Origin of the sequence: Bradyrhizobium sp. LLZ17, assembly GCF_041200145.1 — a bacterium.
In the GTDB taxonomy this organism is placed as follows: domain Bacteria; phylum Pseudomonadota; class Alphaproteobacteria; order Rhizobiales; family Xanthobacteraceae; genus Bradyrhizobium.
Genome location: NZ_CP165734.1, coordinates 6,532,126 through 6,555,984, shown reverse-complemented (window position 1 = coordinate 6,555,984; position 23,859 = coordinate 6,532,126). Strand labels below are relative to the sequence as shown.

Genomic DNA, 23,859 nt, shown 5'->3' with positions numbered 1-23,859 from the left:
ACGATGAATTCAGGGCCATCTGCCGCCACACGACGCCTTGGAACCGGGAGCTTCGCTTGCTGGAGAAACCAACCCGCACCGACGCCGGTTTCTGGCGTCTGTCCGCCCTTGACCTTTGCAGCCGGCTGGGCTGCGAGCTCACGGGGTTGTCTGCAGCGCAAGCGGCCGAACGCCTCGACCGCTTCGGGCCGAACAGCGACGCAGCGCCGCGGATCGAGGGGGCGGCGCACGCGATCCTGCGCCGGCTGCTGGAGCCGCTGTCGCTGATCCTGCTGGTTGCGGGCGTCGCCTCGATGCTCACCGGCGACGGGATCGGCGGGCTCATCATCGTCTTGATCCTGACGCTCTCGATCGGGCTCGACACCATTCAGGAAGGCCACGCCGTGCGGGCCGCGGACATCCTCCGCCGCTCGGTGGCGCTGAAGGCCGAGGTCAAGCGGGACGGTGCGTTCGGCCAGATCGACGTCGAGCAGGTCGTCCCCGGCGATATTCTGCGCGTTCGCGCCGGCGACATCATCCCGGCCGATGCGCTCATCCTGGAGAGCACAGCCCTCACCGCCGGCGAGGCGGCGCTCACCGGCGAGCCTTACCCGGTGCAGAAGCGCGCGGGGCCATGCGCCGATCCCGACGACACGTCGAGTGCGCTGTTTCGCGGCGCGGTGGCGCAGACCGGCGAGGCGATCGCGCTCGTGGTCTACACCGGGCGCAACACGGTATTCGGGGCGGCAGCATCCGCATTGGCCGAAGCCCAGACGCGCTCGCCCTTCGAGCGCGACCTGCGCGAATTCGGCCTCGTGATCGCACGCGCCACGCTGGCACTGGTGCTGGTCGTGCTCACCGTGCGCGTGGTGTTCGGCCGCCCGGTGATGGACTCGCTGCTGTTTGCCGTCGCTCTCGCGGTCGGGCTGACCCCGGAGTTGTTGCCGATGATCACCACGGTGACGCTGTCGCGCGGCGCATTGCGGATGGCCGGCCGCAAGGTGATCGTCAAGCGCCTCGCCGCAATCCACGACCTCGGCGCCATGACCGTCCTGTGCACCGACAAGACGGGCACGCTGACCTCGGCCGAGATCACGCTGGCCAGGAGCCTCGATGTCGATGGCAAGGACGATGCCCGCGCCGCGCGTCTCGGTGCCATCGCCGCAGCTCTCGGCGGCGATCGCGGGTCGCTCGATGCGGCGCTGGCTGCAAGCCAGCCGGATGCCGCGCAAGGCTGGATCCTTGCCGGCCGGCAGGCGTTCGATTTTTCGCGCCGGCTCGGATCGGTGCTCGCGACCGGTCCCGAACAAGACGCGTTGCTGATCGTCAAGGGCGCACCGGAGACGGTGCTGGAATTGTGCACGACGCAGCGCGGCGGCGCGATCGACGAGGACGCGCGAACTGCCGCGATGGCGCGCGTGCATCAGCTCGCGATGGAGGGCCTGCGCTGCGTCGCAATCGCCTCGCGTCCCTGGAACGGCGCAACGCGCGAGGTCGAGACCGAGGACGAGACCGGTCTCGTGTTCGAGGGCCTGTGCGCTTTCGCCGACCCGCCGAAGCCGACCGCGGCGGCCGCCATCGCCCGGCTTGCGGCGGCCGGCATCCGCCTGAAGATCCTCTCCGGCGACGATCCCCTGGTGGTGAAGCGGCTCGCCGGCCTCGTCGGGCTCAACGCCGGGCGCGTGCTGTCGGGCGCCGACATCGCCGAGCTCAGCGACGAGGCGCTGGCGGTGCAGGTGCGCTCCGCCGACGCGTTCGGCCGGCTGGCGCCGGACCAGAAATCGCGCATCGTCAAGGCGCTGCAGGCCGGCGGCGAGGTGGTCGGCTTCCTCGGCGACGGCATCAACGACGCACCCGCGCTGAAAGCCTCCGATATCGGCCTGTCGGTGGAAGGCGCGACCGGCGTGGCCCAGGCCGCGGCAGACATGATTCTGCTGGCCTCCGACCTCGAAGTCGTCGCCGACGGCGTCGAAGAGGGCCGGCGCACCTTCGCGAACATCATGAAATATGTCCGCATGGGCGCGAGCTCGAATTTCGGCAACATGCTGTCGATGGCGATCGCCTCGATGGCGCTACCGTTCCTCCCGATGTTGCCGACACAGATTCTGCTCAACAATCTGCTCTACGATCTGTCCGAGCTCGGCATTCCCTTCGACCAGGTCTCGCGTGCCGCAACCGCGCAGCCGCAGGTGTGGAGCATGAGGCGGCTGGTGCGTTTCGCCGGGATCATGGGCCCGCTGTCCTCGGTGTTCGATTTCCTGACCTTCGGTGCGCTGATCATGTTGTTTCACGCATCGCCGGAGGAATTCCGCAGCGCCTGGTTCATCGAATCGATGGCGACGCAGATCCTGGTGATCTTCATCATCCGCACCAATGGACGGCCCTGGCAGAATTGGCCCGATCCGGTGCTGTCGATCTCCTCGCTGATCGCCCTCGTGGTGGCGATGGTCCTGCCGTTCACGCCGTTGGGCTCATGGTTCGGCTTCGTCGCACCGCCTCCGCTCATGATGACCGGCATCGCGGCGCTGGTCGTGATCTATCTCGTCTGCGCCGAGTTGTTGAAGCCGTTTGCGATCAGCGCAGGACGGAAAGCCTGAGCGAGGTTCCCGCCGCATCGCTCCCGGCGCATGGAGCCGATGCGCCTCGCGCCATTGATATCCGGCGCGTTTCCGTGTTTTTGAACGTGCCGGGTCTCGACCGGCCCGGACATCGCCGGGCCGAAGGCCTCGGCGCACGCCACGCAGGGGCCATAACAATAAAATGTCCGCCACTGGCCAGACCACGAGCGCCGACCAGCCCGGCCACAACTGGATCGCCAATCAGCCCTATCTGCTGCTCTCGATCACAGCGCTGTGCTGGGCCGGCAACGCCGTTGTCGGGCGGCTCGCCGCCGGTCACATCCCGCCGGTGACGCTGTCGTTCCTGCGCTGGACCTTCGCGTTCCTGCTGGTGCTGCCGTTCGCCTGGAAGCACCTCGCAAAGGACTGGCCCGCGATCCGCGAGAAGCTCGGCCTGATGATGACCTTGTCGATCACCGGCATCGGCGCCTTCAACACCCTGCAATACTGGGCGCTGGAGCATACCCAGGCGCTCAACACGCTGCTGTTGCAATCGGCTGCGCCGCTGGTGGTGGCGCTGTGGTCGCTGGTCATCCTCGGCGTCCGGCTCACCGCAGCGCAGGCGTTCGGCGTGCTGCTCTCGATGTGCGGCGTGCTGATCATCCTGCTGCACGGCGATTTCACCACGCTCTCCAACATCGACTTCAACAAGGGCGACCTGATCTTCCTGGTCGCGCTCATCATCTTCGCACTTTATTCGGTGCTGACCTTGAAGCGGCCGCCGATGCACGGCCTGTCGTTCCTCGCCTTCACCTTCGGCGCTGGCGCGGCCTGCCTGATTCCGCTGGAGATCTGGGAGTTATTCGCGCGCCCCGTGATGAAGCTCGACGGGCCGAACCTCCTGACGTTGTTTTACGTCGCCGTCTTCCCTTCGACGCTCGCCTATCTCTGCTTCAACCGCGGTGTCCGCCTGATCGGCGCCAACCGCGCCGCGCCGTTCTTCCACGTCGTGCCAGTGTTCGGCGCCATCATGGCAATGAGCTTCCTCGGCGAACGCCCGCAAGCCTTCCACTTCATCGGCTTCGCGCTGGTGCTGTCGGGGGTCTTCGTCGCGTCAAGGAAGCAGGCAAGCTAGATTCTTCCTTCTCCCCCTGTGGGAGAAGGTGGCGCGAAGCGCCGGATGAGGGGTTGTCTCCGCGCATTCAAACAAGAATTGGATTCGCGGACAGAGACCCCTCACCCGTCTCGCCGCTATCGCGACGAGCCACCCTCTCCCACAAGGAGAGAGGGGAAGCGCGCGCTAATTCATTCTGAATTTACTGTACGCTTCGCTCGTCGCGATGATCACATGCTCGGCGCAGCCGTTAACGCGATGCGGATCGGCCTCTCGCTCGTAGGCTTCCGAGGTCATCATGTCGAGGAAGGCCGCGACTGAGGGATAGGAGACCAGCGCGACAAAGTCCCATTCGTTGCCGTCGTGCGGGCCGAGCGCGACCGCCCTGGGCTCGCCGGTCCAGAGCAGCGTCCCGCCGCGCGCCTTGATCATCGGCACAGTGATCGCGCTGTAGCGCAGATAGGCGTCCCAGCCGGAACCGTCACCGTCGCGCGAGCGTGCGTGGAAGCGCATCAGGTTCAGCATCACCACCGGCGCGCTCGAATCGAGCCGCTCGAGGCCTTCAACGTTCAACATATTAACCGCCAATGACGCCTCCTCGGGTCAAGCTTGCATTGTAGCCTTGCGGCGGCGTGACTTGTGTCACAACGGCGATCCGGCGCAAGGTCGCACCCAACGCCAATGACGATCGCTTCGCCCGCGCCACCCGCCACGAATCCGGCCGGCTGGCTCAATAACCAGCCTTATCTGCTGTTGAGCCTGAGCTCGCTGTTCTGGGCCGGCAATATCGTGCTCGCGCGTCATGTCGGCGCGCATGTGCCGCCGCTGACGGTGACCACGATCCGCTGGTTCGGCGTGTTCCTGATCCTGCTGCCGTTCTCATGGCCGCATCTGAAGCGCGACTGGCCCGCGTTGCGCAATAGCCTGCCGCTGATGCTGTTCCTGTCGCTGGTCGGCTTCGCCTTCAACAACGCGATCTCGTACTGGGCCCTCCAATATACCGAGGCACTGAATGCCCTGCTGATCCAGTCGGCCGGGCCCCTGTTCGTGGCGTTGTGGTCGCTGGCGCTGTTCGGCGTGCGGCTGACCCGCGCGCAATTTGCCGGCATCGCGATCTCGCTTCTCGGCGTGCTGATCATCATCCTGCGCGGCGATCTTGCGGCGCTCGCGAGCATCAGCTTGAACCGGGGCGACATCATGTTCGCCTCCTCGCTGGTGGCGTTCGGGATCTACTCCGCCTTCATCCCGCGCCGGCCGAAGGTTCACCAGCTCTCCTTTCTCTCCTTCACCACCTGCTGCGGCGCGATGATGCTGTTGCCGACGGCGATCTGGGAAACCTGGAGCGGCAGCGTGCTGCAATTCGACACGGTGACGCTGGCCACGCTCGGCTACATCCTGATCTTCCCCTCGACCCTCGCCTACCTCTTCTTCAACCGCGGCGTCGCGCTGATCGGGCCAAACCGCGCCGCGCCCTTTTTCCATCTGGTGCCGGTGTTCGGCTCCGCGATGGCGATCCTGCTGCTCGGCGAAAGGCTGCAGCCATTTCACCTGATCGGCTACGCGCTGGTGCTCGCCGGCGTCGTGATCGCGTCGCGACAGGGCTCCGCGGCGAAGTAATTCCGCGGAATCGTGGCGGAGCGACAAAGTCGCGCCTTCCGGTTTCAACGACGAGACGCTAGGTTCCCCGCCAACGAAAAAAGAGGGAACGCCCAAACATGCCGTCATCACTAATCAGAGCCCTGCGCGCCGCGGGCGCGGCCATGCTGTGTCTCGCCATAGTATCCACCGCGCGAGCCGACAATTGGCCCAGCCGCAACATCACGCTGGTGCTGCCATTCGCGGCCGGCAGCGGCACCGACACCACCACACGGCTGATCTCGCAGCATTTGTCGCAGGCGCTCGGCGTCGGCATCGTGATCGAGAACAAGGCCGGCGCCAACGGCATGATCGCAGCGACCTATGTCGCGCGCTCCGCACCCGATGGCTACACCCTGCTGGTGACCACCAACACCACGCATTCCGCCAATCCCTATCTGCTCAAGAGCCTGACCTACGATCCGGTGAAGGATTTCACGCCGATCGCGCGCACCGGCGACCTGCCTTTCATGCTGGTGGTCCACCCGGACGTGCCCGCCAAGACCGTCGGCGAGCTCGTCGCCTATGGCAAGGCCAATCCGGGCAAGCTGAGCTATGCCTCCGGCTCGTCCTCGGCGATCGTGTCGGGCGCGACCTTCGCGCATAATGCCGGGCTCGATCTGCTGCATGTGCCCTACAAGAGCTCGCCGCCGGCGCTCAACGACGTCATGGGCGGGCGCGTCTCGATGATGTTCGTCGACATCCTGACCGGCCTGCCGCACGTCAGCGGCAACGCACTCCGCGCGCTCGCGGTCACGACCCGGGAGCGCTCGCCGCTGGTGCCGAATCTCCCCTCGATGCAGGAGGCCGGCGTGCGGGATTTCGACATCTCGTCATGGCAAGGTTATTTCGGCCCGGCCGGCCTGCCCAGGGAGATCGTGACGCGGCTCAACGCCGAGATCCGCAAGATCGTCGAGAAGCCGGAGATCAAGGCCCAGCTCGCGACGCTCGGCATGGACGCATTCTCGGGCACGCCGGAACAGCTCGGCACGTTCGTGAATGAGCAGCTCGTGCTGTGGGAGAAGCTGATCACGAAGGCGGGGATCGAGAAGCAGTAGGAGACGCCACAGTCTCGTAGCAACCATTAGGTTGGCGTCCGATTTCCGCGAGCATGACGCCGCGCTTGCGGCCGTCAAGGCGTGGCCTGGCAGCAGCGGATGTGAGGAGAGATTTGAGCGACGGCCAGCCTTGACGACCGCGGCGCGCGGCGTCGTTGTGGCGGCAGGTCGGGACGAAGAAACGGTCGCCTGATCGAACAAAGAAACGCGGTCAGACGGCGGGCAGCTTGGCGAGTTGAGGCGCCTCGGCGACCCAGGGAGTTCCGCGGGCGACGACGGCGTTGATCGTGACCAGCAATTTCCTGGCGCAGGCGATGAGCGCGCATTTGTGGCATTTGCCGGCGGCGATCAGACGGCTGTACAAAGCCTTGAGCTGCGGATTCCAGCGGAAGGATGCCGCAAGAGCCGCGTTGTAGAGCGCCCGGCGCAGGCGTTCGCGGCCACCTTCGATGTGACGGGCACCGGCGCGATTGCCGCTGTCGTCGTCGTAAGGTGCCAGCCCGCCGAGAGCTGCGGCAGGCCCGCGCGTGATGTTGCCAATCTCAGGCATCCGGATCAGGACGGCAATCGCGGTCGGCAGGCCGCAGCCGCCGACGCTGTGGATCAGATCGAGCCGTGCGGCAAGATCAGGGTGCTTGCGGATCGCCGCCAGCAGCGCCTTGAGCTCGGCTCGTTTGGACTTGGCCAGGAGCGCGATCTGCGCCTTCCAAACCCCTTGAATCCGCTTGTCGCGGCAACTCTCGAGCCGGTTCTTGAGCCTTGCGATGTCTTCCGTGATCTGGTCGATCATCGTCAGATGCTCGGCAAGGGGCTGCAGCCGCGGATCCGGAGCGGGATGGATGGTCTTGATCGCAGCAGTGCACATCGCGATCAGCGCCGCGTCGATCTTGTCGTTCTTGGCCAGCAGCTGATGGAACGTGGCAAAAGCACGGACCTGCTTCGGCTGAAACAAGACGACGACGAACCGCTTGCGCCGCAGCTCGGCGACGACCGCCTGCTCGTAGCCTCCACTGGCCTCGATCCCAACCCTCTTGACCTTGATGCGCTTCAGCCACTCTACCAAAGCCTGGTGGCCTTCCATCGTGTTGTCGACCCGCAACTGTTCCGAGCTGCCGTCGACCGCCACGTCGAGCTTATGTTTGCCGGTATCGATCCCGGCACAGATCATGATACGCTTGGCCATCTTCCTCGACCCTCCCTTGTTATGCGAACCTGAAGTTCGTTCAACCATGCGGGTCCCGATGAAGTGCCGACCGCGATCTTGCTACGAAACGCAGCCCTCAAGGCTTCGGTGGGCATCGATCCGATCGATCGGCGGCCCAGCTCGGGCGGCCACCCGGGCTGGGCCATTCCTCACGGAACGTGGCCATTATAATCCGGCGCGCTAATACAAGGGTGGGCAAAGCGAAGCGTGCCCACGGTCGATCTTCACGCACTCAAAAGAAAAAGGTGGGCACGACGCTTTCGCGTCTTTGCCCACCCTACAAATTCAGCGTGCCTGTACTTACGCCGCACGCATCTTGGCGAGGAAGCTGTCGACGGCGCTGCGCAGCGCGCCGGACTGGGTGTCCAGCTCGCGGGCGTTGGTGAGCACGTCGGTGGCGGCGCTGCCGGTCGCTTCCGCGGCCGAGGTGACGCCACCGATATGGGTGTTGATCTCGCTCGAACCGGCGGCGACCGACTGGATGTTGCGGGCGATCTCGCGGGTGGCCTCGCCCTGCTGCTCGATCGACGCGGAAATGCCCGCGGTGATCTCGCTCATCTCGGCAATGGTCTGGGTGATGCCGCCAATCGCTGCGACCGCATCGCTGGTCGAGGTCTGCATCGCCGCCACCTGAGCGGAGATCTCTTCGGTCGCCTTGGCGGTCTGGTTGGCCAGCGCCTTGACCTCGGAGGCGACGACGGCGAAGCCGCGGCCGGATTCACCGGCACGCGCCGCTTCGATGGTGGCGTTGAGCGCGAGCAGATTGGTCTGTGCCGCGATCGAATGAATGAGCTTGACCACCTCGCCGATCTTCTCGGCGCCGGTGGAGAGCTCCTGCACCGTGGCGTTGGTGCGCTCGGCGTCGTTGACGGCGCGGCTCGCCACTTCGGTCGAGCGCGTCACCTGGCGCGAGATTTCCGCAACCGAGCTCGACAGCTCCTCGGCGGCGGCTGCGACCGTCCCGACATTGCCCGACGCCCTCTGCGAGGCCGCGCCGACGGTGGCCGCCCGCGACGAGGCGTCGCTGGCGGTCGCGGTCATCGACTGCGCCGTGCTTTGCATGCCGGCCGCGGCCGAAGAGACCGAACGGACGATGCCGTTGACGCTGCGCTCGAAGTCGCTGGCGATGCCTTCCATCGCGCTGCGGCGTTCCGCCGCGGCGCGCTCCTTGGCCTCCGCTTCGGTGTTCTCGATGCCGCGAATGCGGACCGCGTTGTCCTTGAAGATCTGGACCGTCGCGGCCATCGCGCCGACCTCGTCACCGCGGCCGACGCCGGGGATGTCGCCATCGAGCTTGCCGTCGGCGAGATCCTTCATGCGGGCGCCGAGCAGCGCGAGCGGACGGCTGATGCTGCGGCCGAGCAGCCAGGCGACGCTGCCGGCGACGATGACGATGGCGAGCATGGCAAGACCGAGCAGCCAATAGACCGGGCCCATCTTCGCGTCGATGTCGTCGAGATAGGCGCCGGTGCCGAGATACATGTCGAAGCCGGGGACCGCGACCGCGTAGCCGATCTTGCGGATCGGCTTCTCCTGACCGGGTTTCACATATTCATAGTACAGCAGGATCGAACCGTTGGCCTTGACCCCTTCCATCAGCTCGACCGACAGCTTCCGGCCGTTGGTCACGACATCCATGCGGTTGCTGCCGACCTGCTTCGGATCGGGCGCAAGCTGCGTGATGCCGTCATAGGACGTGCCGAACAGATAGCCCGCCCCGTTGTCGTAGGTCATCGCATTGCCGTAGCGACGAATTTCGGCCATCGCCGCCTCCTTCGTCATCTCGCCAGCATCGACGCGCTTCTTCAGCGCCGCGGCATAATTGCGCCCCAACTCCACGATCGCCTTGGCCTGATCGATGCGCGCGTTCACCATCTCCTGCTTCATCAGGTAGCCGGCAAGAACCCCGGAAATGCACAGCCCAAACAAGGTCACGCCGACAAGGATGCCAAGCTTGGGGGCGATCTTCAGATTGCTCAACTTCACGATGTGGCTCCGGGGGCAAAGGGATGCGGGGGCGCAAGCGAATCGATCGAATTTGAATCAGCTTGTAGTGTGGGACCCCTTAGCAAGTTCCTTACACGCCCCTCCGTACAACCCCCGACCTGCCGGGAAACCGGGCAAATAATCGTCGCCCCTGACAACTGTGAATTGTACGCACTCGCCCCGATTCCGCGTAAAAGACGCAAAGGCCCGCCGCAGCTGCGAGTCATAACAAGAACCGACAAACCAAATCGGGAGCAGAAAATGCCGAAATACAGGGTGGTGACGCCGAAGGGCGCGAGCTTCACGGTCGCGGGCAGCGACTATTCCTTTGAGCGCGAGGCGCTCGATCCGATCGATGCCGAGATCGTCGAGGCGCCCGCGAGCGAGGCCGAGTTCATCGCCGCAGCCAGGACCGCCGACGCCATCTATGCCAAGGCCATCCCGATCACCAAGACCATCATCGACGCGCTGGAGAATTGCAAAGTCATCACGCTCGGCTCGGTCGGCGTCGACAGCGTGGACATCAAGGCCGCCACCGCCCGCGGCATTCCCGTCACCAACATCCCGGACACCTTTATCGAGGAAGTCGCCGACCACGCCGTGATGCTGCTGCTCGCCGGCTTTCGCCGACTGGTCGAGCAGGACAAGATGGTGCGCAGCGGGCGCTGGGCGGAGGGCCGGCCGGCGCTGCTGAAGATTCCGCGGCTGATGGGCCAGACGCTCGGCTTCATCTCGTTCGGCCGCGTCGCGCGTGCGGTGGCCAAGCGCGCCGCTCCCTTCGGCCTGCGCATGATGGCCTACGATCCCTTCATCCAGGAAACGCTGATGTACGACCACGGCGTGATGCCGGCGACGCTGAACGAGGTGCTGTCGCAGTCCGACTTCGTGTCGATGCACGCGCCCGCCCGGCCCGAGGTGCATCACATGCTGACCGAGAAGCATTTTCGGCAGATGAAGAAGGGCTCGGTCTTCATCAACACCGGCCGCGGCGCCACCGTGGACGAGGAGAGCCTGATCAAGGCGCTGCAAGAGGGCTGGATCGCGCATGCCGCGCTCGACGTGCTGGAGAAGGAACCGCCCTCGCACAACAATCCCATCCTCGGCATGGAGAACGTTACCCTGACCGCCCACGTCGCCTCGGCCTCGGCACGGTTCGACGAGGCGCGCAAGCGCCGGGTGGGCTACGAATTGTCACTGGTGCTTCAGGGCATGTGGCCGGTAAGCTGCGTCAATCCGTCGGTGCTGCAAGACACCGCGCTCCGCCGCTGGCAGCCCGTCAGCATGGACCGCGGCCCGAACAGCTAAGGCGGCCGGCGCAAGGCGCGCCGGAGGACGGAACGGCCCTTCACCGGCGATCAACGCCGGGAAGGGAGACATCATAGGGAGGAACTGATGAGGAACGACATCACACGTCGTGATGCCTTGGCTCTGGGCGTGTCCGCTGCAGCGGTGGCTGCCACTGGTGTTGCAGCGCACGCTCAATCCGCGATCAAGGCCGCCGACGTCCCGGCCCCGAAACTGCCGATCGAGAAAGGCGCAACGCTGCGCATGCTGCGGCCGGTGCGCTTCGTCCAGGCCGACGAGGACGTATTCCGCGCCAATGCCGCGAAATTCACCAAGGATACCGGCGTCGAGGTCAAGGTCGACTTCGTCGGCTGGGAGGACATCAACCAGCAGACCGCGGTGACCGCCAATTCCGGCGCCGGCCCCGACATCATCATCGGCTTCTCCGACGCGCCGCACATCTACATCGACAAGCTGATCGAGCTGACCGACGTGGCCGATTATCTCGGCAAGCGCTATGGCGGCTGGCTGCCGCTGGCGCAGCGCTACGGCAAGAAGAACAAGAGCAACAGCTGGATCGGATTGCCGTTCGGCGCCAGCGGCGGGCCCTGATCTACCGCAAATCGATCCTGCAATCGGTCGGTTTCGACAAGGTGCCGGAGGACCATGCCGGAATCCTCGACCTCTGCCAAAAGCTTCAGAAGGCCGGCAAGCCCGCCGGCTTCGCGCTCGGCAACGCCAAGGGCGACGGCAACGGCTTCGCGAATTGGGCGCTGTGGTCGCATAACGCCGCCCTGCTCGATGAAGACGGCAACCTCACCATCAACAGCAAGGAGACCATCGCCGCGCTGAACTGGGTCAAGCAGTTGTATCCGACCTTCATCGCCGGCACGACCTCGTGGAACGACGTCAGCAACAACCGCGCCTATGCCGCGCAGGACATCGCGCTGACCTCCAATGGCGTCTCGCTGTATTTCTCGCTGAAGAACGATCCGGCGACCAAGGCGATCGCCGAGGACAGCGAGCATCAGCTGCTGCCGAAGGGCGTCGCCAAGATATCTCCGATGGCGGGGCTGACGCTCAACGCCATGGTGTTCAAGCACAGTCAGTATCCGAACGCCGCAAAGGCCTTCCTGCAATACATGCTGGAAAAGGACCAGTACGAGCCGTGGCTCAACGCCAACTCGGGCTATTGGGCCCAGCCGCTGGCGGCCTATGCCGAGGCCAAGGTCTGGGGCGAAGATCCCAAGGTCAAGATCTTCAAGGACACGATGAACAGCACCTATTATGACGGCTACGCGGGTCCGATCTCGACGGCGACCGGTGCCGTCAGCGCCGACTACGTGCTGATTCAGATGTTCGCGTCCGTTGCGACCGGCACTGCCACGCCGGAGGCCGCCGCCGCGGAGGCCGAGCAGCGCTGCAAGCGGTATTTCAGGCGGCAGAAGTAAAACGGAGCGGCCGTCATTGCGAGCGAAGCGAAGCAATCCAGTCCACCCCCGCGGCCAGAGCCTGGATTGCTTCGTCGCTTCGCTCCTCGCAATGACGGTGTGGTGACAGTCTAGAACAGGACAACGCCCTGATGTCCGTAACCACACTTTCTTCCCCCGCGCTGGCCCAGCGGCAGCCAAGCTGGCTCGTGCGCCTGTTCGACTACAAGCCGTTCCTGATCACGATGTGCCTCGCGCCTGCGATCGGGCTGCTTGCGGTCTTTCTGACCTATCCACTCGGTCTCGGCATCTGGCTCGCCTTCACGGACACAACGATCGGCCGGCGCGGTGAGTTCGTCGGCCTCGAGAATTTCCAGTATCTGCTCACCGATCCGCTGTGGTGGAACGCGGTGTTCTACAGCGTGGTCTACACGGGCATCGCGACGTTCGGAAAATTCGCGCTCGGCTTCTGGCTCGCGCTGCTGCTCAACAACCATTTTCCATTCAAGAGCGTGCTGCGTGCGATCATCCTGCTGCCCTGGATCGTGCCGACGGTGCTCTCCGCGCTGGCGTTCTGGTGGATCTACGATCCGCAATTCTCGATCATCTCCTATCTGCTGGTCGACGTGCTGCATTGGCGGACGACCAACGTCGACTTTCTCGGCTCGCCCTGGCCGGCGCGGTTTTCGCTGATCGCCGCCAATATCTGGCGCGGCATTCCGTTCGTGGCGATCTCGCTGCTGGCGGGCCTGCAGACGATCTCGCCCTCGCTCTACGAGGCCGCGATGCTCGACGGCGCCACCGCCTGGCAGCGCTTCCGCTACATCACATTCCCAATGATGATGCCGATCCTCGCCATCGTCATGACCTTCTCGATCATCTTCACCTTCACCGACTTCCAGCTCGTCTACGCCATCACCCGTGGCGGCCCCGGCAACTCGACCCATCTGCTCGCGACGTTGGCCTTTCAGCGCGGCATTTCCGGCGGCGAGCTCGGCGAGGGTGCTGCGATCGCGGTATCGATGATCCCGTTTCTGATCTTCGCGACACTGTTCTCCTATTTCGGCCTGGCGCGCCGCAAATGGCAGCAGGGAGAGGCCAATGACTGACACCGTCGCGCAACCGGCCGCGGTCGCCAGCACGCCGCCCGACACCATGGCCTGGGATTCCGGGCTACGACGGCTGATGATGATCTATCTGCCGCTCGCCTGCTTCGTGCTGATCCTGCTGTTCCCGTTCTACTGGATGGCGATCACGTCGTTCAAGCCGAACGCGGAGCTGATGAACTTCAAGGAACATAATCCGTTCTGGATCACCTCGCCGACGCTCGCCCATATCAAGCACCTGCTGTTCGACACTTCCTATCCGCGCTGGCTGTGGACGACGATGCTGGTCGCGATCGGCTCGACCACGCTGTCGCTGATCGCAAGCACGCTCGCGGCCTACGCTATCGAGCGCCTGCGCTTCCGCGGCAGCGGCTATGTCGGGCTCGGCATTTACCTGGCCTATCTGGTGCCGCCGTCGATCCTGTTCATTCCACTCGCCACCGTCGTGGTGCAGTTCGGCCTGTTCGACTCACCGCTGGCGCTGATCCTGGTCTATCCGACCTTCCTGGTGCCGTTCTGCACCTGGCTGCTGATCGGCTATTTCAAGTCGATCCCCTACGAGCTGGAGGAATGCGCCTTGGTCGACGGCGCCACGCGGCTCCAGATCCTGCGGCGGATCACGCTGCCGCTGGCGGTGCCCGGCCTGATCTCGGCCGGCATCTTCTCCTTCACGCTGTCCTGGAACGAGTTCATCTACGCGCTCGCCTTCATCCAGAGCGGCGCCAACAAGACCGTGCCGGTCGCGATCCTGACCGAGCTCGTCACCGGCGACGTCTACCAGTGGGGCGCGTTGATGGCCGGCTCGCTGCTCGGTTCGCTGCCGGTTGCGATCTTCTACTCGCTGTTCGTGGACTACTACGTGTCGTCGCTGACGGGCGCGGTCAAGGAATAGCCTCCACTCTCTCCTCTCCCTCTCCCCGTTCTTACGGGGCCGCGACGAGCTTCGCTCGCGCTGAGAGGGTTGGGGTGAGGGGCTGCTTCAACGATGGCGGTGAGAGATGGACTCGCGGAAAGTCCTCCTCGCCCGGCGCTTCGCGCTCTCCCCGCATGCGGCAGGGTCATTGCATTTGGAATTTGGGCGGTCTGAGCGCACACCTCGTCCTTCGAGACGACCGCTTCGCGGTCTCCTCAGGATGAGGCTAAGCGGCATCGGAGCCCGTTGAAACTGCTGCCGCACACTCGGTCCTCATCCTGAGGGCCCGCCAAAGGCGGGCGTCTCGAAGGATGGCCACAGAGAAATCGGCTCCACATGCGATTGCCCTGCCGCGAGCGGGGCGAGGTGAAGACCCCGCTTAGCCGGCCGGCACGATCACCATGGTCTTGTCCTTGGGCCAGCGGACGCGCCAGGCGAAATTGATGTCCTTGACCTCGCCGGGCTTGGCATCGACCGACCATTCCAGCACGCCGCGCTTGTCGCGGATGTTGCTCGCAGTCGGCGGCGTGGTGGAAGGCAGCATCTCGACAAGGATGTCCTCGTTCTCGCTGACCGGCAACTGGTCCTCGATCGCGACATGAATCGGGAAATCATGGCCGTTGCGGATAGTCGTCTTGAAGGAACGCTCGTCGGTCTTCGAGGTCGTGACGAGCAAGCCGGCCGAACCTTCGTTGCGCTTGAGGACGGCGCGTTCGATCTTGACCTTGTCGTCGGCGCCGAAGCCGAGCCGCACGATATCGTCCTTGGCCGACGCCGAGATCTTGCCGCGGCCGACGAAGACGCCGTCGCGATAGATCGCGACCTTGCCCGGCAGCAGCGTCGTGTCGTCGCTCTGCTTGAAGCTGGCTTCGAGGAAGGCGGTCGGGTCCATCACGGGAGCTGCGCGAACCATGAGATCGGCAGGCACGGTCATCGACGCGATGCGCAAGGCCTTGGCGCCCTCGGCGGCACCGAGGCTGACGCGGCCGGAGATCTTGAAGGTGGCCTGGAAGTCACCGATTTCGGCGACGGCCTGCTGCTCGTCGGCGCGCTGGTCTAGGTTGACCTCTTCCCGGGACCTGCTCTGATACGCGGATTCCACCTTTCGCTGCATCGGAGCCGCAGGCGTCGCCGTCTCGGAGATTGACCCCAGCACCCGTGGCTTCGGCACTTGCGGATATTGCGCCACCAGCGAGTTCAGCTCCGGGGCGCTGCCGCCACGGCCGATGCGAACCGTAGAGACGCCGAGCGTCACATTTGACCAATCCTCGCCGGTCGATTGCGTGACCTCCGCGCGGCGGACAAGCTCAAGCTGCGGCTTGCGGTCCTTGGCGCCGGTGTCGAGCCGGGCGTCATAGAGCGGCATCCAGCGCGCATTGCGCACCGCATAGGTCACGCGCAGTGTCGCCTTGGTCGCCGCCGCGGAGGCAACGTCGATCCGCACCTCGAGCTTGCTCGGCGGCTTGGCCGAGCGTTCGGTTTCGAGCTGCGCGATCTGCCGATCGATCTCGCGCTGCTTTCGTGTGGCGTCGCGGATCGCGGTGTCGGCGGTCGCGATCTCCTCGGCCACCGCGGCAAAGGCCGCGCGCCATTCGGTGATCGGCCGCGCCTCGCCCTTGTCGCCCAGGCCCGCGGGAGAGGCCTCGGCGAAATGTTGCGCGAATTTGCGCCGCGCGGCGGCCGAATCGATCGCGCCTTGCAGATCGGCGCGCTGATCCTTCAGCTCTTCGATGCGCTTGTCGAGCTCGGGCAGATTGACGGGCTGCGCCGCGCGCGGCGGCCGCGCATCGATCGTGCCGATGGTGAGCTTGGCGCCCGCTTCGCCTTCGACGCGGATGGAGGACGGATCGAGCGAGAGCGGAAAATCCCTGGCGACCAGCGTGCTGTCACCGGCGGCAAGATCCAGCGCAATGATTCGGGTCACGGTCGCGCCATCAGGGTAGACAGTGACCGTGTCGATGGCCGATGTGGCATCGACATCGGCAGCCCATGACGGCAACGCGAACGCGGTGGTCACCAGGACCAGGCTCGTCGTTGCCAGACAATTTGTGATCGTGCGCATCAAATTCCTCCGTGCCGATATCGCCGCGCCGCCAGCCGGACGCGCGAAACACGCCTCACCATCGTGGTGAGACGCGGCGGGGAAGGAACCGGTTCGATTGGGGTTTCGGTTGGGCGGGGCTGCGGCGGCACCAAGGCTGCGGAACGCGTGGTCGTCCCGCGGCGGAGCCTCTGGAAGTCGCGCCCTTAGAAGCCGCGCCTCAAACCTGTGAGGGCGAACCCTGGACGAAGATGCGGCGGAGCAGATCGGTCACATTGCGGGCGCCGGCCTTCTTCAGGACACTGGCGCGATAACCCTCGACCGTGCGCGCCTCAGATGCATCCGTCGCGCGATCTCCTTGTTGGTCAGGCCAGCAGCGAGATGTTCGAGCACGTCACCTTCGCGCCGGGTCAGCGGCTCGCAGCCGGCAAGCCAGCGCTGCCGGTGTTCATCGGGCTGGGCGAACTCGTCGATCGCAGCGTCAATCCGGTCGACGATGTCATGGGTACGGAACGGCTTTTCGATGAAGTCGGTCGCGCCGCTCTTGATGGCGTCGACGGCCATCGCGATGCTGCCGTTGGCCGAGGTCACCAGGACCGGCGCCAGGCAGTTTTCCTCGCGCAGCTGCTTGAGCAGGTCGAGAGCGGAGCGATCGGGCGGCATGTCCAGCAGCACGCAGGCCGGCATCCGCGCCTTTGCTTCCGACAGCAGCGATGCGCTGTCGGCAAAGCAGATCACGTCATAGGCGCTGTGTTGAAGCGCGATTGAAAGTTGTTCGCGGGAGGCGGCGTCAGTGTCAACGACGAATACCTCACCCTTGGAAAGCATGTTTCCCGGCATAAATTTATCCAGCAATGTCTTGGTCAAAATGGCCCGAGACGGAAGCGGGCCTCGTCGCCCAGCCGCGCCGTCATCAGCACGGCATTCACGCCCGTGCTTCGGTTTCCCTTATGTATGTTCCAGCCGGTTCCCGGATTTGACGGATCGGGACAGAAACTTTACATTTCGGGACATCGGCGGGAATGGCTGGCAGGAACGGTTGGCATGGCCGACCTCATTCGCAGCGCGGGTTTGAGCTATTACCCGGAGGTCGCCCGGTCGGTCGGGCTCGATCCAAGACAGATGATGCGCAGGGTCAGGCTGCCGCTGGCCTGCCTCGACCGGCCCGATACCCCCATCGCCGTCACGGGCCTGCGTCGCCTGCTCGAATTGTCGGCCGAGGTGTCCGGTGCCGAAGATTTCGGCTTGCGGCTCGCCGAGCGCGGCGGGCTGACCAACTTTGGCGGGGTCGGCCTGATCGTGCGCGAACAGGCCACGGTCGGCGAGGCGATCGAGGCGTTCTCGCACTTCATCCATGTCCACCATGACGGCATGCGGCTTGACGTTGCGCGCGACAGGCAGACCGTGACCGTCAGGCTGCATCTGCGCGGCCGGCAGCCGACCGCGCGGCGCCAATCGATCGACATGACCCTGGGCAGCGTCCACCGCATCATCCAGTCGCTGTTCGGCAGCGATTGGCGGCCGCAGGAGGTGCACCTGCACTACCCGCCGCCGCACGACCGCAGGCGCTACCGCGAGTTCTTCGGCTGCCGTGTGATCTTCAACGCCGAGGACGACGCGATCCTGTTGTCGGCGCACGACATGGAGCGGCGGATCCCAAGCGCGCATCCGATGATCGCGAGCTATCTGCGCAAGCGGATCGAGGCGATCGAGACACGACCGGCAAGCTGGGAAGAAAAGGTCGACGAAGTCGTGCGTAGCCTGCTCGCGACCGGCGACTGCACGGTCGAGCGCGTCGCGGAGCATTTCGCCTGTACCCGCCGCACCATCCACCGTCACCTCGCCGAGGCAGGCATCAGCTTCTCGGCCATTCTCGACGCGCAGCGCGGCGATCTGGTGATCCGGCTGATCGAAGACCCCGATCGGCCATTGGCTGATATCGCCATGCAGCTCGGCTTCTCTGCGCAGAGCGCCATGGCGCGATGGTTCCGCGGCCGATTCGGCTGCACCATCTCGGCATGGCGCAAGGGCGTGCGGCCGCTGGCGAAGCCTGCCCGTGCGCCTTCGGCCACGGCGGCCTAGGCTCAGCGCGCCGGGGCGGGTACGCCCATCGTGGCGAGCGTGCGCCGCTCGCTGCCGGCGAGCAGCGGGCCGAACGCAATCGCAAAGCCGAGGAAGGCGACGACCCAGCCACAGGCTGCGATGTGCAGCAGTGCATCGCCATGCGCCGGCAACACCGCGGCCGCAACGCGTGTCAGCGCAGCGATAATGATCGCGGCGTAGATGGCTTGCGTCGCCGGCGAAGCCGTCAGCGCCTGTCCGGTATGGCCAAGGCTCGCACGTGTCATCACCGCGAGCGTCATGGTTCCGGCGGCGCCTGTCATCCAGGCATGAACGCCGGCGCTCGGCGGCAGCACGCCAAAGACGGCCAAGGCATGCAGGAGGAAGCCGAGCGGCACAAATAGATAGCCGACATGCAGGATCAGCAGCAGGCATTCGCGCGCCGTGCGGTCGCCGGCCCAGCGCGAGAAACGCACCAGGTGCAGCGCGCCGGCGAGCGCCATCGCTGCGCCGGTCACCGTGTTCAGCGGCGCCACGATCCATGCGATGAGCGCGAGTGCCGTCAAGCCGATCACCGCGCCGTCAAATCGCCCGAACGGCACCGGCAGGCGGCCGGGATTGAACTTGACCAGCCAGTTGCGGGTGAAGCTCGGGATGATGCGGCCGCCGATCAGCGTGATCAGCAGCACGACCACGCCGATGCCGACGCGGATGCTGACATCGGCGGCACCCTCGAAATGCGCTTCGAGATGGAACGCGACATTGCCGGCGAGCAGCACCAGCACGAGCAGCACGACGGGCAGATTGCGCCAGTTGCCGCCGGCGATGATCTCGCGGGTTGCGGCGGCGACGACCAGCGCCAGGAACGCGGCATCGACCGCAAGCGCAAAGGCCCAGCCGAGATCGGCGGAGAGGATCACCGCGGCGCGCCCGGCGAGCCAGACCACCACCAGCGCCACCAGCGAGCTGCCCCGGATCGGCAGCCGGCCGGTCCAGTTCGGGATCGCGGTGAACAGGAACCCGGTGATCACCGCCGGCAGGAAGCCATAGAGCATCTCGTGGACATGCCAGTCGCGCGGCGCGAAGGCTGAGGTCACCGACAATTCGCCGTAGAACATCGGCAGCCAGGCCAGGATCGACAGTCCGGCCTGGATTGCAGCGAGCAGGAAGAACGGCCGAAAGCTGTTCGCAAACAGCGGCCAGCCCTCAAAGTTGCGGGATCGGGCACTGGCCATGGGGCACTCCTGAAGATCAGATCGTCAGATGGAAAAATACTGCCGTCGGGCCGGAGGGATTTGCGCTATCGCAAACACCCGGACGATTGCAGATGCCATCACACTCCCGAGCGCCAAGGAGACAGAATGGCCAAGGTGGACACGTCGTTGGTGGCGCATTTGCCGCTGTTCGCGGGGATTAAGCCCGACGATCTCAAGGAGGTCCTGCGCGAGGCGCATTCAGCGCGTTACCCCAGGCACAGCACCATCTTCGAACAGGGTGCGGATGCACAGTCGTTCTTTCTGCTGCTGCACGGCCATGTCCGCGCGGCCAAGACCACGCCGACGGGCGAGCAGATCGTAGTGCGCTATGTCGCTCCCGGCGAAACCTTCGGGCTCGCCATGGCGATCGGGCTCGCGCAATACCCGGCAACCGCGACCGCGGTCGACGACAGCGTCGCCCTGATCTGGCCGACCGCCGCCTGGCCGCGACTGCTCGAACGCTTTCCGGCGCTTGCCGCCAATACGATGCAGGCCGTCGGCACGCGGCTTCAGGAGAGCCACACCCGCATCCTTGAAATGTCGACGCAGCAGGTCGAGCAGCGCGTCGCGCATGCGCTGCTGCGCCTCGCCAAGCAGTCCGGCAAGAAGCTCGATCAGGGCATCGAGATCGACTTTCCGATCAGCCGCCAGGATATCGCGCAGATGACCGGCACCACGCTGCACACCGTGAGCCGCATCCTGAGCGGCTGGGAGAGCCAAGGTCTCGTCGAGAGCGGCCGGCAGCGCATCATCCTGCGCGATCCGCACGGGTTTGTCGTGCTGGCGGAGCGGAGTGCCGACAGCGCATCGTGAGGATGGGGTGAGCGCTTCCGCTTACGGCGCAAGCTCTCCGTCACCCGGGAATCCGCGCGCCCGGCGCGAGTTCCAACCCGCCTTACGCTGGCACGCAATCGCACAGCGCCGCGAGGAACTTGTCGCGATCGATGCCGTGCTCGCGGCAGGCGTCGTCGACCGTGTGAAAGGTCGCGATCGGACAGCCGACGCAGGCCATCCTGAACGCGAGAAACACCCGGATCGTGTGCGGCGCCGTGCGCATGATGTCATCGACCAAATCGTCGGATCCAAAAGGCATGAGCAACTCCGTTCCGGAGCGACGATAGCGGAGCGGGCGGCGGTTTCTTTGTTGGAGCGCAAGCAAACTCGTCATTCCGGGGCGCGCGAAGCGCGAGCCTGGAATCCATCTTGCGGCGGATGACATGAGAAATGGATTCCGGGTTCGCGCCAAGAGGCGCGCCCCGGAATGACGGAGAGATCTACACCGCCCGGCTATGCAGCTGTTTGCCTGGATCCAGATGCGCATCGAACGCGGCGGCGACGCTGCGCACCAGGAAGCGCGAGTCGGTTGCGATCGCGAGCCGCTCGCCATCGAGGCTGACGACACCGTCCGAGATCAACGGCTCCAATCGCCACGCCGATCCCAGCATCGCCCCGGGCTTGGCGCCATGGCGCGCGCAGATCTCGCCGAGGTCGACGCCGAACTCGCACATGATGCGCTCGATGATGTCGGCGCGCAGCCGGTCGTCGTCGCTGAGCCTATACCCCTTTGCAGTGGCCAGCCGACCGGCGGCAATGTTCTCGGCATAGGATCCGATCTGCACGTCGTTTTGGACATAGCCCTGAGGCAGATGGCCGATCGCGCTGGCGCCGAACCCGAGCAGGACCTCGCTTTGATCGGTGGTGTAGCCCTGGAAATTGCGCCGCAGCGTCCGCTCCGCGAAGGCAACCGCCATGGAATCGTCGGTCCGGGCGAAATGATCGAGCCCGATCTGCACATAACCAGCCTGTTTCAGCGCGTCGGCGATCGCGCAGGCCTGGTCGTGACGCGCGAGGCCATCGGGCAGGACGGCTTCGTCGATCATGCGCTGGTGCTTCTTGAAAGCCGGCACATGCGCGTAGCCGAACACCGAGAAGCGGTCGGGCGCGAGCATGAGCGCGCGCTGCACAGTGTCGAGGCAGGAGACCACGGTCTGGTGCGGTAGTCCGTAGATCAGGTCGAAATTGACGCCCCGGATCCCGGCACTCCGGAGCATGCCGACGACCTCGGCCGTCTGCTCGAAGCTCTGCACCCGGTTGATCGCACGCTGCACGACCGGATCGAAACTCTGGACGCCCAAGCTCGTACGGTTGACGCCGGAGAGCCTCATGGCCTCCACCATGCCGGCCGTCAGAGTTCGCGGATCGATCTCGACCGCGATCTCCGCCGACGGCAGCACGAAGAACGCCTCGCGCATCGCTGCCATCAACTCGGAGAACGCCTCCGGCGACATGATCGTCGGCGTACCTCCGCCGAAATGAATGTGCTCGACCTTGATGCGGCGGCCGATCGTGTCCGCCACTCGCGCGATCTCGCTGCGCAGCGTCCGCTGATAGGCCGCGACGAGGTCGTCGCGGCGGACGATCTGGGTGTGGCAGCCGCAATACCAGCACATCTCACGACAGAACGGCACGTGCAGATAAAGTGACGCGCTAGTTCCGGCGGGTAGCTCAGCCAGCCATTTCGCGTAGGTATCCGCGCCGATCGTCGGCGAGAAGTGTGGTGCGGTCGGATAGCTGGTGTAGCGGGGCAGACGCTCCTCGCCGTAGCTCGCCGCGAGATCAATCCTCATGTCCTACCTATTCGCGAATTCGGGCCGCGCAGGTCGCGGCGAGTCCCGGAACGGATTGAGCTAACGCGGATTTATGGTAGCGGCCTTGCGCTCGCTCAAAGTCCCCGCGCCGGATTCGGGCCATGGTGGATTTCAGCCATATGCCCCTGGAGCTGCCCCCGATGGCGCCGTTCGCGCTCGATCTCCTTCTCCGGCTCACCGGCGTGCGCGGCCAAATCCCGCGCTTCGACGATTTTCGCCCTGTCCCCGCGACACCCTCGACCCGCGCCGCCGGCCGCCTGCTGCGCGCCCTCGCCATCGCAGCCGCGGTGTTTGCCGCGTTGTCGCTGGCGGTCTGGGGCACGGTCTGGCTTGCCATAAGGCTGCTCTAGTCGATATCTCCCCGAGACATCTTCACCGGAGCCAATCCGGCGAAAGTTTGTCGCAGCGCAAACGCTGTTGCGGGGAACGGCGCACACTGCATCTCGTCATCAAAACCATTTCAGATGAAGGATGCTTCCGATGTTCACCCGCAGAGCCGCATTGATCAGTGCCGCCGCGACCGCCCTCATGCTGGCGACCCCCGCCTTCGCCGCCGGCGATCTCAAGCTGCCGCGGCAGAAGGTCGAGCTGGTCGCCCCGCCGTTCGTGCACGCGCATGAGCAGGCCACGACGCAGGGGCCGAAGATCATGGAGTTCAAGCTCACCGTGCAGGAGAAGAAGGTCGTCATCGACGAGAAGGGCACGACCTTTCAGGCCATGACCTTCAACGGCTCCATGCCGGGCCCGCTGATGGTCGTGCACGAGGGTGACTATGTCGAGCTGACACTGGTCAATCCGGCGACCAACTCGATGCCGCACAACATCGACTTCCACTCCGCCACCGGCGGGCTCGGCGGCGCCGAGCTCACGCTGGTCAATCCCGGCGAAGAAGTCGTGCTGCGCTGGAAGGCGACGCGGACCGGCGTGTTCGTCTACCATTGCGCGCCGGGCGGCCCGATGATCCCCTGGCACGTCGTCTCCGGCATGAACGGCGCCGTGATGGTGTTGCCGCGCGAGGGTCTCAACGACGGCAAGGGCCACGCGCTGAAATACGACAAGGTGTATTATGTCGGCGAGCAGGACATGTATGTGCCGCGCGACGAGAAGGGCAATTTCAAATCCTACGATCTGCCGGGCGAGGCCTTCACCGACACCGAAGAGGTGATGAAGAAGCTGATCCCCTCGCATGTCGTGTTCAACGGCAAGGTCGGCGCGCTGACGGGCAAGAACGCGCTGACCGCCAAGGTTGGCGAGAACGTGCTGATCGTGCATTCGCAGGCCAACCGCGACAGCCGTCCGCATCTGATCGGCGGCCATGGCGACTATGTCTGGGAGACCGGGAAATTCTCCAACGCACCGGAGACCGGGCTCGAGACCTGGTTCATCCGTGGCGGCTCGGCGGGGGCGGCGATGTACAAATTCCTGCAACCCGGCATCTACGCCTATGTCACGCATAATCTGATCGAGGCCGCTGATCTCGGCGCCACGGCGCACTTCAAGGTCGAGGGCACCTGGAACGACGATCTGATGACCCAGGTGAAGGCGCCGGCGGAGATACCGGCCGCCAACACCAACTAAACGCGACG

18 protein-coding genes and 2 pseudogenes are annotated in these 23,859 nt (G+C 65.2%); 12 read left to right on the top strand and 8 right to left on the bottom strand.

Annotation, left to right across the window (positions count from 1 at the left end):
- Positions 1 to 56 precede the first annotated feature (56 nt).
- Both mgtA and AB8Z38_RS31465 read left to right on the top strand, forming a co-directional pair.
- Positions 57 to 2,576 carry a magnesium-translocating P-type ATPase gene (gene mgtA / locus AB8Z38_RS31470; RefSeq protein ID WP_369721491.1) on the top strand — a complete coding sequence of 840 codons (2,520 nt, stop codon included), beginning with the start codon at positions 57 to 59 and terminating at the stop codon, positions 2,574 to 2,576.
- Between the two features lie 163 nt (positions 2,577 to 2,739).
- Positions 2,740 to 3,672, top strand: a complete 933-nt coding sequence (locus tag AB8Z38_RS31465) for a DMT family transporter (protein WP_369721490.1) — start codon at positions 2,740 to 2,742, stop codon at positions 3,670 to 3,672.
- Between the two features lie 165 nt (positions 3,673 to 3,837).
- Here AB8Z38_RS31465 and AB8Z38_RS31460 read toward each other — a convergent pair whose 3' ends face one another.
- Positions 3,838 to 4,227 (bottom strand): DUF1330 domain-containing protein, encoded by a 390-nt coding sequence (locus AB8Z38_RS31460; RefSeq protein WP_369721489.1) that lies wholly within the window; start codon positions 4,225 to 4,227, stop codon positions 3,838 to 3,840.
- 105 nt (positions 4,228 to 4,332) lie between these two features.
- Between AB8Z38_RS31460 and AB8Z38_RS31455 the strand changes: the two genes are divergently transcribed.
- Entirely contained in the window at positions 4,333 to 5,268 is a 936-nt protein-coding gene (locus AB8Z38_RS31455) for a DMT family transporter (RefSeq protein WP_369721488.1), read from the top strand.
- A 98-nt stretch (positions 5,269 to 5,366) separates the two neighbouring features.
- Positions 5,367 to 6,344 carry a Bug family tripartite tricarboxylate transporter substrate binding protein gene (locus AB8Z38_RS31450; RefSeq protein ID WP_369721487.1) on the top strand — a complete coding sequence of 326 codons (978 nt, stop codon included), beginning with the start codon at positions 5,367 to 5,369 and terminating at the stop codon, positions 6,342 to 6,344.
- Between the two features lie 211 nt (positions 6,345 to 6,555).
- Here the strand turns inward: AB8Z38_RS31450 and AB8Z38_RS31445 are convergent, their stop codons facing one another.
- Entirely contained in the window at positions 6,556 to 7,527 is a 972-nt protein-coding gene (locus AB8Z38_RS31445) for an IS110 family transposase (RefSeq protein ID WP_369720550.1), read from the bottom strand.
- A 321-nt stretch (positions 7,528 to 7,848) separates the two neighbouring features.
- A complete protein-coding gene (locus AB8Z38_RS31440; protein WP_369721486.1) occupies positions 7,849 to 9,534 on the bottom strand; it encodes a methyl-accepting chemotaxis protein in 1,686 nt (561 codons plus the stop codon).
- A gap of 261 nt (positions 9,535 to 9,795) precedes the next feature.
- On the opposite strand from AB8Z38_RS31440, the gene AB8Z38_RS31435 reads away from it, so the two are divergent.
- From AB8Z38_RS31435 to AB8Z38_RS31420, 4 genes and pseudogenes are all read left to right on the top strand, one after another.
- Entirely contained in the window at positions 9,796 to 10,839 is a 1,044-nt protein-coding gene (locus tag AB8Z38_RS31435; protein WP_369721485.1) for a C-terminal binding protein, read from the top strand.
- Between the two features lie 87 nt (positions 10,840 to 10,926).
- Positions 10,927 to 12,269 (top strand): annotated as a pseudogene (locus tag AB8Z38_RS31430) (ABC transporter substrate-binding protein).
- Positions 12,270 to 12,400: 131 nt separating this feature from the next.
- The gene (locus AB8Z38_RS31425; RefSeq protein WP_369721484.1) at positions 12,401 to 13,357 is read left to right on the top strand and encodes a carbohydrate ABC transporter permease; all 957 of its coding nucleotides are present in this window, start codon (positions 12,401 to 12,403) and stop codon (positions 13,355 to 13,357) included.
- Complete coding sequence (locus AB8Z38_RS31420) at positions 13,350 to 14,246, top strand: carbohydrate ABC transporter permease (protein ID WP_369721483.1); 897 nt, start codon at positions 13,350 to 13,352, stop codon at positions 14,244 to 14,246. The genes AB8Z38_RS31425 and AB8Z38_RS31420 overlap by 8 nt, the downstream gene beginning before the upstream one ends.
- A gap of 400 nt (positions 14,247 to 14,646) precedes the next feature.
- Here the strand turns inward: AB8Z38_RS31420 and AB8Z38_RS31415 are convergent, their stop codons facing one another.
- The gene (locus AB8Z38_RS31415) at positions 14,647 to 16,329 is read right to left on the bottom strand and encodes a mucoidy inhibitor MuiA family protein (RefSeq protein WP_369721482.1); all 1,683 of its coding nucleotides are present in this window, start codon (positions 16,327 to 16,329) and stop codon (positions 14,647 to 14,649) included.
- A 199-nt stretch (positions 16,330 to 16,528) separates the two neighbouring features.
- Positions 16,529 to 17,148, bottom strand: a pseudogene (locus AB8Z38_RS31410) (response regulator transcription factor).
- A 204-nt stretch (positions 17,149 to 17,352) separates the two neighbouring features.
- On the opposite strand from AB8Z38_RS31410, the gene AB8Z38_RS31405 reads away from it, so the two are divergent.
- Positions 17,353 to 18,390 (top strand): AraC family transcriptional regulator, encoded by a 1,038-nt coding sequence (locus tag AB8Z38_RS31405; protein WP_369721481.1) that lies wholly within the window; start codon positions 17,353 to 17,355, stop codon positions 18,388 to 18,390.
- Between the two features lie 2 nt (positions 18,391 to 18,392).
- Here the strand turns inward: AB8Z38_RS31405 and AB8Z38_RS31400 are convergent, their stop codons facing one another.
- Positions 18,393 to 19,604 (bottom strand): NnrS family protein, encoded by a 1,212-nt coding sequence (locus AB8Z38_RS31400; protein ID WP_369721480.1) that lies wholly within the window; start codon positions 19,602 to 19,604, stop codon positions 18,393 to 18,395.
- Between the two features lie 126 nt (positions 19,605 to 19,730).
- On the opposite strand from AB8Z38_RS31400, the gene AB8Z38_RS31395 reads away from it, so the two are divergent.
- Positions 19,731 to 20,438, top strand: a complete 708-nt coding sequence (locus AB8Z38_RS31395; protein ID WP_369721479.1) for a Crp/Fnr family transcriptional regulator — start codon at positions 19,731 to 19,733, stop codon at positions 20,436 to 20,438.
- 82 nt (positions 20,439 to 20,520) lie between these two features.
- Here AB8Z38_RS31395 and AB8Z38_RS31390 read toward each other — a convergent pair whose 3' ends face one another.
- Both AB8Z38_RS31390 and hemN read right to left on the bottom strand, forming a co-directional pair.
- Positions 20,521 to 20,718, bottom strand: a complete 198-nt coding sequence (locus AB8Z38_RS31390; protein ID WP_211394734.1) for a DUF1858 domain-containing protein — start codon at positions 20,716 to 20,718, stop codon at positions 20,521 to 20,523.
- A 181-nt stretch (positions 20,719 to 20,899) separates the two neighbouring features.
- On the bottom strand, positions 20,900 to 22,252 hold the full coding sequence (gene hemN, locus AB8Z38_RS31385) for an oxygen-independent coproporphyrinogen III oxidase (RefSeq protein ID WP_369721478.1): 1,353 nt from the start codon (positions 22,250 to 22,252) through the stop codon (positions 20,900 to 20,902).
- A 161-nt stretch (positions 22,253 to 22,413) separates the two neighbouring features.
- On the opposite strand from hemN, the gene AB8Z38_RS31380 reads away from it, so the two are divergent.
- Entirely contained in the window at positions 22,414 to 22,623 is a 210-nt protein-coding gene (locus AB8Z38_RS31380; RefSeq protein ID WP_369726653.1) for a hypothetical protein, read from the top strand.
- Positions 22,624 to 22,753: 130 nt separating this feature from the next.
- A complete protein-coding gene (gene nirK / locus AB8Z38_RS31375; protein ID WP_369721477.1) occupies positions 22,754 to 23,851 on the top strand; it encodes a copper-containing nitrite reductase in 1,098 nt (365 codons plus the stop codon).
- The last annotated feature ends 8 nt before the right edge of the window (positions 23,852 to 23,859 follow it).

Bases quoted from the DNA above. Each gene is read 5' to 3' on its own strand.
- AB8Z38_RS31465 (WP_369721490.1), top strand. From the start codon at position 2,740: ATGTCCGCCACTGGCCAGACCACGAGCGCCGACCAGCCCGGCCACAAC.
- AB8Z38_RS31460 (WP_369721489.1), bottom strand. From the start codon at position 4,227: ATGTTGAACGTTGAAGGCCTCGAGCGGCTCGATTCGAGCGCGCCGGTG.
- AB8Z38_RS31455 (WP_369721488.1), top strand. From the start codon at position 4,333: ATGACGATCGCTTCGCCCGCGCCACCCGCCACGAATCCGGCCGGCTGG.
- AB8Z38_RS31450 (WP_369721487.1), top strand. From the start codon at position 5,367: ATGCCGTCATCACTAATCAGAGCCCTGCGCGCCGCGGGCGCGGCCATG.
- AB8Z38_RS31445 (WP_369720550.1), bottom strand. From the start codon at position 7,527: ATGGCCAAGCGTATCATGATCTGTGCCGGGATCGATACCGGCAAACAT.
- AB8Z38_RS31435 (WP_369721485.1), top strand. From the start codon at position 9,796: ATGCCGAAATACAGGGTGGTGACGCCGAAGGGCGCGAGCTTCACGGTC.
- AB8Z38_RS31425 (WP_369721484.1), top strand. From the start codon at position 12,401: ATGTCCGTAACCACACTTTCTTCCCCCGCGCTGGCCCAGCGGCAGCCA.
- AB8Z38_RS31420 (WP_369721483.1), top strand. From the start codon at position 13,350: ATGACTGACACCGTCGCGCAACCGGCCGCGGTCGCCAGCACGCCGCCC.
- AB8Z38_RS31415 (WP_369721482.1), bottom strand. From the start codon at position 16,329: ATGCGCACGATCACAAATTGTCTGGCAACGACGAGCCTGGTCCTGGTG.
- AB8Z38_RS31405 (WP_369721481.1), top strand. From the start codon at position 17,353: ATGGCCGACCTCATTCGCAGCGCGGGTTTGAGCTATTACCCGGAGGTC.
- AB8Z38_RS31400 (WP_369721480.1), bottom strand. From the start codon at position 19,604: ATGGCCAGTGCCCGATCCCGCAACTTTGAGGGCTGGCCGCTGTTTGCG.
- AB8Z38_RS31395 (WP_369721479.1), top strand. From the start codon at position 19,731: ATGGCCAAGGTGGACACGTCGTTGGTGGCGCATTTGCCGCTGTTCGCG.
- AB8Z38_RS31390 (WP_211394734.1), bottom strand. From the start codon at position 20,718: ATGCCTTTTGGATCCGACGATTTGGTCGATGACATCATGCGCACGGCG.
- hemN (WP_369721478.1), bottom strand. From the start codon at position 22,252: ATGAGGATTGATCTCGCGGCGAGCTACGGCGAGGAGCGTCTGCCCCGC.
- AB8Z38_RS31380 (WP_369726653.1), top strand. From the start codon at position 22,414: ATGGCGCCGTTCGCGCTCGATCTCCTTCTCCGGCTCACCGGCGTGCGC.
- nirK (WP_369721477.1), top strand. From the start codon at position 22,754: ATGTTCACCCGCAGAGCCGCATTGATCAGTGCCGCCGCGACCGCCCTC.